The 14,331-nt window shown below is 39.8% G+C and carries 12 protein-coding genes and 1 pseudogene; 4 read left to right on the forward strand and 9 right to left on the reverse strand.

The window, feature by feature from the left end; genetic code table 11:
• Nucleotides 1-718: pseudogene (locus Q0465_RS00900) on the forward strand (hypothetical protein); the annotation flags it as partial.
• Nucleotides 719-1,429: 711 nt separating this feature from the next.
• Here Q0465_RS00900 and Q0465_RS00905 read toward each other — a convergent pair.
• The 4 genes from Q0465_RS00905 to Q0465_RS00920 form a co-directional block, all read right to left on the reverse strand.
• Nucleotides 1,430-2,164 (reverse strand): hypothetical protein, encoded by a 735-nt coding sequence (locus Q0465_RS00905; protein WP_298611504.1) that lies wholly within the window; start codon nt 2,162-2,164, stop codon nt 1,430-1,432.
• A gap of 155 nt (nt 2,165-2,319) precedes the next feature.
• Nucleotides 2,320-2,790: a GAF domain-containing protein gene (locus Q0465_RS00910; protein ID WP_298611507.1), complete on the reverse strand. Its 471-nt coding sequence runs from the start codon at nt 2,788-2,790 to the stop codon at nt 2,320-2,322.
• A gap of 4 nt (nt 2,791-2,794) precedes the next feature.
• The gene (locus Q0465_RS00915; protein WP_298611510.1) at nt 2,795-4,258 is read right to left on the reverse strand and encodes an aminoacyl-histidine dipeptidase; all 1,464 of its coding nucleotides are present in this window, start codon (nt 4,256-4,258) and stop codon (nt 2,795-2,797) included.
• Nucleotides 4,259-4,296: 38 nt separating this feature from the next.
• Nucleotides 4,297-4,722 (reverse strand): MarR family transcriptional regulator, encoded by a 426-nt coding sequence (locus Q0465_RS00920; protein ID WP_298611513.1) that lies wholly within the window; start codon nt 4,720-4,722, stop codon nt 4,297-4,299.
• A gap of 285 nt (nt 4,723-5,007) precedes the next feature.
• Here Q0465_RS00920 and Q0465_RS00925 point away from each other — a divergent pair, with 285 nt between their 5' ends.
• Genes Q0465_RS00925 through Q0465_RS00935 form a run of 3 tightly spaced genes read left to right on the forward strand, consistent with a single transcriptional unit; the run spans nt 5,008 to nt 9,309 of the window.
• The gene (locus tag Q0465_RS00925; RefSeq protein WP_298611516.1) at nt 5,008-6,198 is read left to right on the forward strand and encodes a lanthionine synthetase C family protein; all 1,191 of its coding nucleotides are present in this window, start codon (nt 5,008-5,010) and stop codon (nt 6,196-6,198) included.
• Between the two features lie 39 nt (nt 6,199-6,237).
• Nucleotides 6,238-8,439, forward strand: a complete 2,202-nt coding sequence (locus Q0465_RS00930) for a lantibiotic dehydratase family protein (RefSeq protein WP_298611519.1) — start codon at nt 6,238-6,240, stop codon at nt 8,437-8,439.
• A 6-nt stretch (nt 8,440-8,445) separates the two neighbouring features.
• Nucleotides 8,446-9,309, forward strand: coding sequence for a thiopeptide-type bacteriocin biosynthesis protein (locus Q0465_RS00935; protein ID WP_298611522.1), 864 nt, complete (start codon nt 8,446-8,448; stop codon nt 9,307-9,309).
• A gap of 157 nt (nt 9,310-9,466) precedes the next feature.
• Here the strand turns inward: Q0465_RS00935 and Q0465_RS00940 are convergent, their stop codons facing one another.
• From Q0465_RS00940 to lipA, 5 genes are all read right to left on the reverse strand, one after another.
• A complete protein-coding gene (locus tag Q0465_RS00940) occupies nt 9,467-11,248 on the reverse strand; it encodes an aconitase family protein (RefSeq protein WP_298611524.1) in 1,782 nt (593 codons plus the stop codon).
• Between the two features lie 14 nt (nt 11,249-11,262).
• The gene (gene def, locus Q0465_RS00945) at nt 11,263-11,871 is read right to left on the reverse strand and encodes a peptide deformylase (RefSeq protein WP_298611526.1); all 609 of its coding nucleotides are present in this window, start codon (nt 11,869-11,871) and stop codon (nt 11,263-11,265) included.
• Nucleotides 11,864-12,625, reverse strand: a complete 762-nt coding sequence (locus Q0465_RS00950) for a copper homeostasis protein CutC (protein ID WP_298611528.1) — start codon at nt 12,623-12,625, stop codon at nt 11,864-11,866. Before Q0465_RS00950 ends, def begins: the two co-directional genes overlap by 8 nt.
• A 49-nt stretch (nt 12,626-12,674) precedes the next feature.
• Nucleotides 12,675-13,379, reverse strand: a complete 705-nt coding sequence (gene lipB / locus Q0465_RS00955) for a lipoyl(octanoyl) transferase LipB (protein ID WP_298611532.1) — start codon at nt 13,377-13,379, stop codon at nt 12,675-12,677.
• Nucleotides 13,380-13,444: 65 nt separating this feature from the next.
• Nucleotides 13,445-14,296, reverse strand: coding sequence for a lipoyl synthase (gene lipA, locus Q0465_RS00960; protein WP_298611535.1), 852 nt, complete (start codon nt 14,294-14,296; stop codon nt 13,445-13,447).
• Nucleotides 14,297-14,331: the final 35 nt, after the last annotated feature.

Below are 14,331 nucleotides of genomic sequence, written 5' to 3' on the forward strand. Positions count from 1 at the left end.
AGCCAATACTGGCGAAGCCCGTAGTGCTAAAGTAACCCTTAAAATGGGTGAAAAAGTGGCTGAGATTACAGTTAATCAGGCTAAAGGTGCCCCGGAAGAAGTTAACTACAATAGTTATATCGGAACCTGGAAGGTAAAAGGTACTGGAAGTACCGCTGAACAACAAAATGAGTATACTGTTATCATTACAGCGAAAGAACAAGGTAAGACATACGACGTTGCCGGTTGGTGCGGTAATGCTGTTGTTCAGGCCTATCCTTTTGAAATGGAGTATCAGAGCGATGGTTCTATTCTCGTTAAGGGACATCAGGAATTGGCTACCGTAGGTGAAGGAGATACCAGATCCGTAGTGGTTGTCGCTGGTGTCATTCCTGTTAACGGTGGCTACTCTTTAATAAAGAGCGCAGAGATCGAATCAGGAAAGACCAAAGGCTATACCGCATTTGTAGGGAAGTATAATGGAACTGAATTGAAAATGATAGGACAGGAAGTTACATTGACTGGTGGTGCTAAATATACATTTGGTGCTCTCAAATATTACTTGTATCAGTTTAATCCAGATCCAGAGAAAGTTGGTTTCTATAGTCTGAAAGAGGACGATGGATATGCATGGGATGTTGTTATGACAAAGATTAGCAATAATACTTCGTCTATGAGTGTTAGGCATGACGGATTCCCGACTATCGGAGAGTTTGCAAATTCAGCCCTTGCCTATTAATTGAGGTTCTCAAATAAAATATTTATAGAGAATAACAACTGAAAAGGGACCGTCTAACAAGACAAACGTTAGATGGTCCTTTTTTTTACTTTCCCCAATTCCTTTATTTTTAAGCTACTTCTTTACTGTTTGTTGTTCTGTCAAAGTTTTTGAAAACAGCTGTGCCATCCATATTATTCTTACAAGACAATTCTCCCTTTTTCTTTAGACATACCATTTCCCAGGTTATGAATAATAACTTTAATACAGGATTCCCCTAATAGCAAAATTTCTAAACCCGTCTGTTTCTTTTATGTATCACAAGCTATCATTATAGAAGCATTAGGCTGGGCTCTCTGAAAACGAGAAAGCCCTACATGTTGTTTCTTAGCGCTTTTTTGTAATTAGTTATTGGACTACCAATATTGTAATTATCGCTGATTCTTCGTGATAACTCATTCCGTCTTTTGATTATTCCTTTATGATACCCTGACAATTACAAGGATTCACAGGCTTTTGTTAATTTGGACTCTGGATGGGGCTCGTTAGTAATCGTTCAAATTGTCCTTCCCGAATATCAAGTACATAGCAATTTAACTAACATATCAATAAGTATAAGAGAATTGTAATACAGAGCGATAATAAAAGGACAGATAAGACATAAACCAGAATTTTGAACATAAAAAAAGCTGCCTGATCCTCTCAGACAGCTTTTCCTATAACAAAAGCTAATTATTTCATAGCCGTTTTTATCTGCGCATACAATTCTTTTACATCGTTATTTTCCGGAGCAAGACTTTTTGCTTGTTCTACATAACCCAAAGCTTTTCCGAAATCACTTGTAGCTTTTTCTTTTTCGGCAGCATATTTTTCTTTATCCGTATTGGCAAAAGGAGTTGCTTTCTGCAAAATACTGGCACCATTGTTAAAATAAAGAGAACCCAAAGCCATATAAGCTTTTACTTTGATATCTTTATTGGTAAGAGAAGTAATTTTTGTATAATTCTCAGCAGCAGCAGCCAGATTATTCGCTTTTTGTGCTTCTACTCCTTTTTTCAGAAAATAAGTCCCATACATATTTTCCAATTTTGCATTTCCCGGTACTGCTTTCAGGCCGGCTTCCAAAGTAGCAACCATTTCCCCTTCTTTTTTCAGGTCTTCTTCAGCCTGGGCTTTTCCTAAATAAGAGCTCCCTACTTTATAATTATTTTTTATTGACATTTCGAAATATTTTTCAGCGGCAGCATAATTTTTTGATCTGGTTGCAGCAACGGCTGTATTATATATGTATGCCTTATCTGAAAAATTGACAGCTTTCAGGTATTTTTCAAAATTTGTAAAAGCCTCGGCATAATTCTTAGCCTTCCAAGCAACATTGCCGGCATTTTTTTCTGCCGCCCCCGGGTCCTGCGCAAATAAACTCCCCGTCAATAAACTTACTAAAATCAATAAAACTGTTTTTCTCATAGTTTTTCTTACTTTTATTTATGTAACAAATTATTTTTATATTCGGGCAACTAAGGTAATAATGTCTCCCAAAAATTCAAAACGGAATTAGTTTTTTTTAACACAAAATTAGTTATAAATGCTCATCAAATCTGACTTTTGACATGATCTGACCTTTATTTATCCTCATTTACTAATCTCAGTATTTTCAATAACCCTTTTTCGTCTTCTTCATCAAAAGCACTCAGTTGATCACTGTCGATATCCAGACACCCGTATATTTGTCCCTTTTCATCTTTCAGAGGAAGGACAATTTCACTTTTTGTGGCGGAATTACAGGCAATATGACCGGGAAATTCTGCTACATTTTTTACAATAACCGTTTTCCCCGAATCGATCGCTGTCCAACATACCCCTGTGTGCTGACGTAATTTTTGACAAGCCACCGGTCCCTGATAAGAGCGCACAATCAGTTCCCCCTCCATCAATACATATACACCGGTCCAAAAAAACGTCTGCATCTTGTGGTGCAAAACAGCTTCTATTGTTGCCAGACGCGCCCAGCGATCCGGGGTCGTCACCACATAACGGCTGATCTGTTCATAAAGCCGATTGTATTTGGCTGATTTTTTCGATATCTTTTCCAATTCTCTATTGATTTACGACGTCAATATGCTGTAATATATCCACCAGATGTCTCCACCACATTTCCACTGTCTTCGTATTCACTTTTTCATCCGGCGAATGTACACCCCTCAATGTAGGACCAAAAGAAATCATATCCATATCCGGATACTTTTCCAAAAATAAACCACATTCCAAACCTGCATGTATAGAACGGACAACCGGCTTTTTCCCAAACAAACGTTCATAAGAAGCTACAGCTAATTTCAGCACTGCCGAATCCGGATTGGGTGCCCAGCCGGGATAACCTTCCCCATGTTCTATTTTCGCCTGAGCCAAACGGAAGACCGAAGCCACCATATGGGCAATATTTAATTTTTCGGAATTTACATCACTCCGCTGTGAACTAGTGATGATAACGCTCCGCTTATTCTCCATTTTCACAGACGCCAGATTGGTAGACGTCTCCACCATACCCGGCATACGGTAACTCATAGCAAATACGCCATGCGGACAAGCATATAAAACATTTAATAATTTACATGTACTATCGCCCGTCAAAACTTCATCCGGTAAAGAAACCGATTCCATTTCCATCTTTAACCCCGGTTCTGTCATTTGCCAGACAGTTTCCATCTCCGCCTGATATAAATTGAAGTCTGCTCTTACCTGCTCTTTGTATTTTTCGTCGAAAACAATTGAAGCAAAAGCTTCGCGGGCAATGGCATTCCTTAGGTTTCCCCCTGTAAATTCCGCAATTCGCAGGGGATATTTTTCATTTAAATCCCACAGAAAACGGTTCAAGATTTTAATTGCGTTTCCCCTTCCTTTATTGATATCATCCCCGGAATGTCCTCCCTGTAAACCTTTTACCATAACTTTTACAGCAAAAGCCTCTTGTCCGGGCTCTTCAGTCTCTACCGGCATCTTCACCACAGTGTCCATTCCGCCGGCACAACCGATAAAGATCTCTCCTTCATCTTCCGAATCCAGATTCAGCAAAATTTTCCCTTCAAAAAATCCGGGTTTTAATTCAAATGCTCCGGTCAGACCACATTCTTCATTTACCGTGAAGAGGCATTCCAAGCGGCCATGTTTAATATCTGCAGAAGCTAAAAGTGCCAATTGGGCAGCCATCCCTATTCCATCGTCCGCTCCTAAAGTGGTACCCTTTGCTTTTACCCAATCCCCATCAATATAAGGCAGGATCGGATCTTTCTCAAAATCGTGTACCGTATCTGCATTTTTTTCGCATACCATATCCATATGAGCCTGCAATACCACGGTAGGTGCCTGTTCCATTCCCACAACAGCAGGTTTACTGATTAATACATTACCCGCCTCGTCCTGTCGGACAGGTAAACCGTGTTCTTCAGCAAATTTAATCAAAAAGGCCGCAATTTTCTCTTCCTTTGTGGAAGGTCTCGGGATCTGACATATCTCTTCAAAATATTGCCATAAGGCTTCCGGTTGTAATCCTTTCAATTTCATATTATATCAAAATTATATACTTTATTCGCTATTGATTTTCATTTCATCCTATCCGTCAGTTTCCTCATCCCCCAAATGCAGGATTTGATTTCTGAAGAAGTAAGTGTAAAGGTCAAATCAGTATGCACCTGCCCTTCAATCTGAAGCAATATTTTTTGCACTTCCATTCCCTTTTCAGTTAAGACAATAAAATTATTCCTGCGGTCTTCCTTCCCCATTTTACGCTGCACAAATCCCCTTTTTGTCAAAGTGTTCAATAATTTTGTCACATTGTATTTGTCTTTCTGTAATTTTCGGGAAATGGTCTGCTGGTTCACATTATCCGCTTCCCACAACACCTGAAGTAATTCAAATTGTTCACGGCTAAGATCATATCCTGCTTGCTGAAAAGCCCTGTTTAACGTTTTGGTATAACCTCTCTCAGCCCGGCTTAGATAGGTCACTAATTCCCGGATATCATTCATGAGTTATGTTGCATTTTATACTATTTGCAAACTTAACGAATATTTTAACATCTTATTCTTATAAAAGAATTATTTTATAATTTTTTTTACACTTATTCTCTATCTATCCTCCGCATTCTTTTCTTTATGCTGTTTCCCATTCAAAACACCAAGAGATATATAAAATAATATAATTAAAAATATTAATTTATTTTACTTTCTGATAATTATTTTATATAATTGTAACTGTGTATATAGAAACGAAGGTGTGCCCAAGTCATTCTTTAGCTCAATAACCTCTCAATTATGAAAAAACAATTGGATAGTATTGCCCGTGCAATCGAAGGACACTGCCAAAAGGAAAACGGGAATTATAGCCTTTTAACAGGTAATATGGGGGAGATTCTCTTTCTTTATTATTATTCACTCGTCGATAAAAACTATAAAGAAAAGGCAGAAATACTACTGGACCAATTGACAGAAAGCCTTTCAACTCCCTCTTATTACCAATTTTCTTATTGTAATGGTCTGGCAGGTTTCGGTTTAGGTATACACTTATTGGCGGAAGGGGATTTTATCGAAAATTCCCCGGACATGCTGGATGATATAGATCTTGTCCTGCAACATTATCTGGAACAGGAAATTCGGTTACATCACTTCGATTTTTTACACGGAGTCATTGGAATGGGATTTTATTTTCTGAAACATTATAAATATAAACCGGAGCTGTCTTTAGTACAACTGCACAAGATTGTAGATTACCTCGAACAAACGGCTATCTCTGATCCTCATACCCATACGGTGAAATGGGAAATCGTAGACCGGCATTTTCCCCATCAGGCAGATATAAAATTCAATATCTCACTTTCTCATGGAATGTCCAGCATTGCTATTTTTCTATCCCGTCTTCTCCAAATGGATATAAATCCGGAAGGAAAAGTTCGCAAATTACTGGAAGAGACGCTAAATTATATTTTACAACAACGAATAGATGAAAAAATATACGGCTGTTATTTCCCTTCTACATCTTTAGAAAATCCAGGTCCTGTAAATAAAAGCCGCTTGGCTTGGTGCTACGGAGACCTAGGCATTGGCATTGCTTTATGGCATGCCGGAAAAGTTTTGAATAAAAAGGATTTAACAGATTTTGCAATGGAAATCCTGGAGTATTCAGCCAAACGGAAAGACATCCGCGCCAATTATGTATGGGATGCCGGAATATGCCACGGCTCTGCCGGAATTACGCAAATCTTTTTCCGAATGTGGCAGGAAACAAAACGCCCCTCTCTCCAGGCTGCTTATGAATATTGGAAAGAGCAAACCTATTGTTTCGGTAACCGTCCGGAAGGCCCTGCCGGCTATCAGTCCTTCGATCCCACCCAACAAAGCTGGGAAACAAAATATTACCTACTGGAGGGGGTTGCCGGAATCGGATTAACTCTTCTGTCCCCGGTAAACAGTTCGTGGGATGAAATTCTGTTATTGAGTTTTAATTAAAATAAGACGTAGCCCTTTAACTATACAATACGTACCACTATGTACCAACCCTTTGAACAGATCGTATTCCGATTTCCTCATTACCCCTTGGAAGTCATCAAAAAAGCTTTATCTCAAAAAGAATATTTCCAGGAAATTATATATTCTGATTTTTTTGAAGAAGCTATTTATTTCGCTTCCCCTGTACTTTACGAGGAATTACAAAAATACAAAGCCGGTAAAGTAAAAGAAAAAGACCGTATCCGTATCGAAAATTCTTTGTTAAAATACCTGGCCAGAATGTCGAGCAGATGTACTCCTTTCGGTTTGTTTTCATCCTGTACTACCGGAAAAAAAGGAGAATTGCCGGAAGTGATACTGACCAACCAATTAAACGTACACGTACGTTTTGACATGCTATATCTTTGTAATTTATCACAGGAATTGGGGAAATTACCGGAAGTGAGAGAAGTTGTAAAATACTATACGAATACTACACTCTATACGCAATCCACAAAGATCCGATATATAGAGTATCGCTTTGATACGGAAAAAAGAATCTATCAGTTGGTAGAAGTCGGAAAATCTCCTTACCTGCAATCCATCATTCACCTCGCCCGGAAAGGATGTACTTTTACGGAACTGATTTCACTCCTGACCGCCACAGGAGAAGTAAGTGAACAGATGGCGCGGTCTTATATCAATACAATCATCGATAACCAATTATTGGTCAGTGAAATCGATCCGATTATCACAGGATCCGATTTTTTTGAACATATTTTAAAAGTTATGGAAAGATTGGATACCCGTTCGGATTATTATCAAAAATTATCCCGGATCAATCATTTATTACAAAAATTGGGTACAGCAGCACAGGCAGAGGTTATCGATTACTGCAATCAAATTGAAGCGGAAATCAAACAATTAAAAATCCCTTTCCAAAAAAAATTCCTGCTGCAAGTGGATACAATCAGGAAACTGGAAAAAGCTTCTTTAGACAACAGTATCTTTACCACCCTGCAAAACAGCATGGAGTTTCTCAACAGAATAACTCCGCGTTATACCAATAACACCCTCAGTAACTTTATCAAATGTTTTAACGAAAGATATGAAGAACAAGAGATTCCTTTGTTAGAAGCACTGGACCCGGAAAGAGGTATCGGTTATCCGGCACACGAGATAAATGATTTACATCCTTTACTGGGCGGATTAATCATCCCCGGACGGATTGACAACAATGCTTCCATGCAGACAAACCTGTTTCCAATCCATCAAATTCTTTTAAAAAAGTTAGTAGCTTTCAATCCACAGACAGACCGGGAAATTTTACTACAGGACGAAGATGTCAAAAACCTACAACCCAATTGGGAAGATTTGCCAGCTACCTTATTTACCAAATTCCAAATTTTAAATCTCTCAGAGGATCCTGCAGATTATACGTTGATAGTGAATAATTTCAGTGGAAGCAGTGCTGCCAATTTATTGGGGCGTTTTGTTTATTGCGACCCTTCTATTCAAGAACTGGTAGAAGCTATTGCCCGCAAGGAACAAGAAATATATAAAGATCAGATTGTAGCAGAAATATCTCATATTCCGGATTCCAGAGTAGGGAATGTATTAGCCCGTCCCAATTTCCGGGAATATGAAATTTTATATTTGGCGAATTCCACCCTGGAACGGGAACGAATTCTCTATCCGGCCGACCTATTTTTGTCTGTACGGAACAACCGTTTGCTATTACGTTCCCAGCGACTCAACAAATACATCCTCCCGCGCCTCTCTACAGCTCATAATTACAGGAATAACCCTACTCCTGTATACCGTTTTTTATGTGACCTGCAATGCCAGGGTTTAAGGGCTTCTCTTTTGTTTAACTGGGGAAGTATAGAAGAACAATTGGATTATTTACCGCGGGTAAGGTATAAAAATATCATTTTGTCCGAAGCCAACTGGAAAATTGCCGTAAAAAGTATGGAAAATCTGACCAAAGAAACGGATCCGGAAAAATTAATGGAAAAAGTGAAAAGTTGGCAAGCTCAATTACAATTACCCCGTTATGTTTTTTTAGCCGACGGAGACAATAGGCTGCTCATTGATTTAGAAAATCCCGTAAGCCTGCGGGTTTTTCTGAATATGTTGAGCAACCGCAGACAAATTACCCTAGAAGAAGCATTATGCGATCAGTATTCTTTGGCAAAAGACAAAGAAGGACGCACCTTTCTGCACGAATGTATTGTTTCCTTTTATAAATCTCAAAATTAAGGACCTATGAAATCCGCTATAAAAAGAACATTTTACCCGGGAGATGAGTGGCTATATTTTAAATTATATACCGGTATCAAAACCGCTGACGACATTCTGATTCATTCCGTGTTTCCGGTGATTAAAAAATTGATGCGGGAAGAAATGATCACAAAATTTTTTTTCATCCGCTATTCAGACCCGGATTTTCACATCCGTTTCCGTATGTTAATAAAAGATCCCGGAAACTTAGGCTATATTCTGCAAACGGTGAATCAGAAATTACAAAAAGCCTGTAAAAGTTCTCAGATTTACCGGATACAATTAGATACTTATAACCGGGAACTGGAACGTTACGGCAAAGACTATATTGAATTTTCAGAAAGTATTTTCTCTGCCGACAGCGAATGTATTTTGTCGATACTCAAACTGCTCAGTAAAAAAGATGAAAATTACAGGTGGATGGTCGCACTGAAAATGATTGACTGTCTTTTCGAAGATTTCGGGCTTCCTTTAACTGAAAAAGCTTCCTATATAGAAAGGATGAGCCTTTCTTTCAAACAAGAGCACGGGTTCAATGTACACAATATCAAATATTTAAATAAAATATACCGTCAAAGGAAACCCGAGGTCAATCTGGTAGTAAGCCATTTCCAGAAAACCCCGGAAGAAATCAGGCGCAGCCATGCTATTTTACAAAAACGTTCCAAAAAAGTCAAGGAACTCATTCAGACAGTAAAATCTGTACCCTTAAACGATCTTTCATCTTATATTCACATGATGATGAACAGATTATTTCCTTCTAAAAACAGAGTGTATGAGTTGGTCATTTACGACTTTTTGTTCGAACATTATAAAAGTGAAATAGCCAGGAATAAGCATCAAAAATAAGATGTATCCCGAAGTTTTTTGTCAATAACACTGTGAAAACAGGCAATCGTTTCGGCATACTCCAAATAGCATTAATCCGGTGTTTGAACAAGAAAACAGTTTAAAAACAGTCCGTCAGGTATATTTATTTACCGAAAGACTTGCATAAAAAAATTGTTTATTCATAAAGGTGCATTATTCCCTTTTTCCGGATAATTTCCGTAAAGACTAAATCAAATGCCGGTAAAGTATATGTTTTTCCGTTCATTTTTATTATAGCCTCTTCTAATTCCAAGGTAATTTTATCTCCGGGCCGGTAATTTTCCAGTATTTCAGGGGCAATAATTATCCATAAACCGTAATTGACGGCCATTCGAAAAAAACTCCGGTTTACCGATTTCACGATTATTGCAGTGACTCCGGCCCGGACCAAACCTATTGCAGCCTGTTTTATTAATCTTCCCCTACCAAAATCTTCTCCTGCCAATATAATATCCCCAGTCTGCACACGTCTTGCAAAAGTTTCGTCCAGGCCGGAAAGCAGGTAAGGTTTCATTGCCTCTGCACTTTCTATAGAGATATTATATGTTTTTCTTTCCGGGAACAATTGATCTGCAGAAATATGATCGATATCTGCATAATTCCAAACATTTTCCTTTTTCCGGTCATCCCAAACGCTTACTGTAATAGCTTCGGCAGGAACGGACCAGTACTCGAATATTTCTTCCGGGTAAGCAACCTCTGCACAGAGTTTCCCCCGTAAAGCTGTCATAGCCACTGTAGCCGGGGAAGCTATATACTTCTCGACCCCTACGTCTGCCATACGGCGCATGGAATGACTATTCGTCGTTGAAATAAAACGTTTTGTTTCAGCTCCTAACATATGACTGCTTCCCAGACAAGGGCCGCAACTGGATCCCAAAACCGCCGCTCCCGCCTTCATAATATCATGAATCAATCCTTCTTTTATGGCTTGTATATAAATATCGTGAGAAGCCGGAACTACCGATAACTGAAAACCCTCAGCCAATTGTTTCCCTTTTAAAATACGGGCTACAATTCTCAGATCCTCAATGCGGCCAGATGAACAGGCTCCTATCAAACCTTCCTGAATCGTTATTTCACTCACCTCTCCTATGCCTTTTACTTCATCCTCAGGATAAGTCGCCATTACTAATGGAAATACTTTTCCCAAATCGATATGAAACTCTTTTGTATAGTAAGCATCTTCATCCGCCCATATTCCTTGTACAGCGTAATCCCCCAAATAATCCGCCAATAAATCGTCCGGAGGAAATACGGAATTGTTTACCCCCATTTCAGCCGAAATGTTTGCAATCGTCATACGGTCGGCAATTGTAAGTGTCCTTACCCCTTCCCCGTGATATTCAACCGACTGGTAATCTATATTCTCCTCTTTCAGCATTCCCATGATCCACAAAGCCAAATCTTTCGCATACACTCCTGCCCTGAATTTTCCACTCAGCGTAATTTTAACTGTTTCCGGAACCCGTAACCATATTTTTCCGTTTTTCCATAAGAAAGCTGTTTCTGTTTTATTTAAACCTACGGCAAAACAATTAAACGCACCTGCGGTACAGGTATGGCTGTCACTCCCTACTACTACCAAGCCCTGTCGTATAAATCCGGCCAAAACCTGATGACAGATACCCTTATCACAATCAAAAAAATGTTCAACCTCCTGCTCCTCCATAAAATCGTGGATGGAGTTGTAATCCCGGATTAATTCATCCGTTGTACCTGTCATTTTCCGGTCCAAAACAACGACCAAACGTTCAGGATGCAATACTTTCCGCCCCCGCATCTTCTCAAAAAGTTTTCTGATCCGGGCTGAATTGTCATGACTTAATACAATGTCAGGTTCTACATATACAATCGAACCGGCAGGTGCATTCAATATCTTTTCGACAAATGTGTTTTTCCTTTTATTTTTTTCCATCCTGAATTCTTAATTTATTCAAGTTTATTCCCGGATATTTTATCGGTAAATAAAATCCCTTTTAAATGATCTGTCTCATGCTGAAAGATCACAGCCGTAAATCCGCCAACAGTGTCTTTTATTTCCTGCCTCCTCCTTTCATCCCAATATTTTATAACCACAGTATCTGAACGACTGACGTCCCCAGTAATATCGGGAATGGACAAGCAACCTTCCTGTCCGGTCAACCGTCCCGGAGAATAATATACAATCTCCGGATTAATATAAGTCTCAAAGGGTTCTCCCGCTTTGTCAAAACGTTGCACCACAATCAGACACCTGCTGATTCCCACCTGAGGCGCTGCAATTCCGACTCCCGGATTATTCGTATCTTTTACCGTCGTCAATAAACCTTCTTTTAAAACCGGATAATATTCTGAATTCAGTTCCTCCTCTGTCAATTTTAAAGCTTTTTGCCTTAAAAAGAGAGAATCTTCCGGCTGACCAACGGTATAAATACGCATGATCTGTCCTCTTTGTGAGGAGATACATTCCCTTTCCTGTAAAGAAAAAACCGTTTTTTTACAATTCATACAAAGCATTGCTACCCCCAGCATACATCCCCATTTTATCACTTTACTCATTCTCTGCAGTTTTATTTTGTAACCGATTCATCACGTTTAGGATCTTAACTGTATCACTGTATACAATCTGATATTCCGGGATGCCCGGTATTCCTCCCATAAATACTTCCGGATTCCGGTATCGCATTTCGCTTTCCCTTATACTTTTCGCCGTCATATGAAGAGCATTTACCCCCGTATTTGCTATTTTCAAGGCATTTCCGGCATTTATTCCGCTCCCGGCCATAATTTGTATACGACCGTTTGCCCGTCTCACCAAATTCTCTAATTCGTTTACTCCTTCTTCGGCCGTATTCTTCAATCCGGAAGTCAGAATACGAAAACAGCCTGCCCGGATGACATCTTCCAAGGCAACTTCCGAATCCTCCACCATGTCAAAAGCCCGGTGAAATGTTACTTTAAGCGGAGCTGCCAGTTGTACCAATTCTGCCGTACGTTCAATATCGACATTCCCGTCCGGCTTCAAAACGCCAAGTACCACTCCCTCAATTCCCATCGTTTTGAGGGACAAAATCTCTTCTTGCATCTGTTTAAACTCTAAATCAGTATACAAGAAATCTCCTCCCCTGGGACGGATCATGATGTAAAGCTGAATTCCGGATGTCAATTTCCGGGCTAACTTTATCATTCCCAAAGAAGGGGTTGTCCCTCCATCGTACATTCCCGCACAAAGTTCAATCCGGGTAACTCCCGCTCTCTTTGCAGCCAAACAGGATTCCAAAGAATAAGCACAAATTTCCAGTTCACACCTCATATCTAACGGTATTATTATACAATTACTTTCAAAATATCAGACACTTCTATTATTCTACAGACTGTATTTCTACATTGAAAACGAACTTGAACTGCGTTAAAACTTCTTCTTTTACTTCCTCCAGGCCGACTGATTTTCCTTCATTTTCCCTCTCTATAGAAGTTACTCCTTTATCGACAAAGCCACAAGGATGAATATAATTAAAATAATTCAAGTCTGTGTTTACATTTAAAGCAAATCCATGCATACTGACATAACGGGAACATTTGACTCCAATCGCACATATTTTCCGTTCCGAAGGTTTCCCAACGTCCAGCCATACCCCGGTTGCCGCATTTATCCGTTCTCCTTTTATCCCGTATTTGCGTAGGGTACGTATAACGACTTCTTCCAGCCGATGGACATATTCCTTTACCCCTAATCCGAAGTTCTCCAGATCGATAATAGGGTAAACAACAAGCTGCCCGGGACCGTGGAAAGTAATATCCCCTCCCCTGTCTACTTTGATAAATTCCGCCTGCTGAGTCCGCAATTGTATGGCATCCATTAACATATTGGATTCATGGCCGCTTTTTCCAAGTGTATAGACAGGCCTGTGCTCCGTAAATAAAAGATAATTGGACGTCGGAACCCCTTCCGATTTTTCCAGTTTTATTTTTTCCAGCAATTTCTCCTGGAGTTCCCATACTTCCCGATAATAACTTAATCCTAAATCCTGATACTGTATTTTCATCCTGCTTTCATGTTTTGCCATCGGTTTTCGATCTCATTTCCCTGAATTATCTCCTGCCGATGCAGTCCCCGACACCCTTACGGTTTTTATTTTACGTGTTTTTCTGCATGATAACTGGACCTTACCAAGGGACCGCTTTCTACGTGCTTAAATCCTTTTTGTAAGCCAATCTGATGGTATTCTTCAAAAGTCTCCGGCTGAATATATTCTTTTACTTCCACATTAGCAGCAGTAGGTTGCAAATACTGTCCGATCGTCATCACACTACATCCGGCAGAACGAAGGTCGTCCATGGTTTCCAGAATTTCCTCCCGGGTTTCCCCTAAACCAAGCATAATACCGGATTTTGCCACCGTCCCGGAAGCAGCAATCTGACGTACTACCTGTAAAGACATCTCATAAGTAGCCCGGCTGCGTATATCTTTCGTCAAGCGGCGTACTGTCTCCAGATTATGGGAAATCACTTCCGGTTTTGCTCCGATAATCCGCTCCACCAATTCGGATCTGCCTTGAAAATCCGGAATCAATACTTCCATAGTGACAGAGGGATTCATTTCTTTTACAGCCCGTATTACTTTTACCCAATGAGCAGCCCCTAAATCCTCTAAATCATCCCGGTCCACAGAAGTAATCACTACGTGTTTCAAACCCAATAATTTTACAGAATTCGCAATATTGCGGGCTTCCTCCGGATCCAGTGGAAAAGGCTTTCCCGTGGTTACATTACAAAACCGGCAATTCCGCGTACAGATGTTACCGCCTATCATAAAAGTCGCCGTTCCGCATCCCCAGCATTCTCCCTGATTGGGACACATACCACTCGTACATATCGTATGCAGATGGTGTTCCCGTACAATATTCAATACATCTACTGACAATTGCCCTTTCGGCAATTTAATTTTTAACCATTCCGGTTTTCTTCGACTATTACACCCCATAATTATTATCGTATATTTTTCCCGGCCCTTTTATT

This window comes from uncultured Odoribacter sp. (assembly GCF_937966165.1).
Lineage (GTDB): Bacteria > Bacteroidota > Bacteroidia > Bacteroidales > Marinifilaceae > Culturomica.

Bases quoted from the DNA above. Each gene is read 5' to 3' on its own strand.
- Q0465_RS00925 (WP_298611516.1), top strand. From the start codon at position 5,008: ATGAAAAAACAATTGGATAGTATTGCCCGTGCAATCGAAGGACACTGC.
- def (WP_298611526.1), bottom strand. From the start codon at position 11,871: ATGAGTAAAGTGATAAAATGGGGATGTATGCTGGGGGTAGCAATGCTT.
- Q0465_RS00930 (WP_298611519.1), top strand. From the start codon at position 6,238: ATGTACCAACCCTTTGAACAGATCGTATTCCGATTTCCTCATTACCCC.
- Q0465_RS00915 (WP_298611510.1), bottom strand. From the start codon at position 4,258: ATGAAATTGAAAGGATTACAACCGGAAGCCTTATGGCAATATTTTGAA.
- Q0465_RS00920 (WP_298611513.1), bottom strand. From the start codon at position 4,722: ATGAATGATATCCGGGAATTAGTGACCTATCTAAGCCGGGCTGAGAGA.
- Q0465_RS00950 (WP_298611528.1), bottom strand. From the start codon at position 12,625: ATGAGGTGTGAACTGGAAATTTGTGCTTATTCTTTGGAATCCTGTTTG.
- lipA (WP_298611535.1), bottom strand. From the start codon at position 14,296: ATGGGGTGTAATAGTCGAAGAAAACCGGAATGGTTAAAAATTAAATTG.
- Q0465_RS00940 (WP_298611524.1), bottom strand. From the start codon at position 11,248: ATGGAAAAAAATAAAAGGAAAAACACATTTGTCGAAAAGATATTGAAT.
- Q0465_RS00905 (WP_298611504.1), bottom strand. From the start codon at position 2,164: ATGAGAAAAACAGTTTTATTGATTTTAGTAAGTTTATTGACGGGGAGT.
- Q0465_RS00935 (WP_298611522.1), top strand. From the start codon at position 8,446: ATGAAATCCGCTATAAAAAGAACATTTTACCCGGGAGATGAGTGGCTA.
- lipB (WP_298611532.1), bottom strand. From the start codon at position 13,379: ATGGCAAAACATGAAAGCAGGATGAAAATACAGTATCAGGATTTAGGA.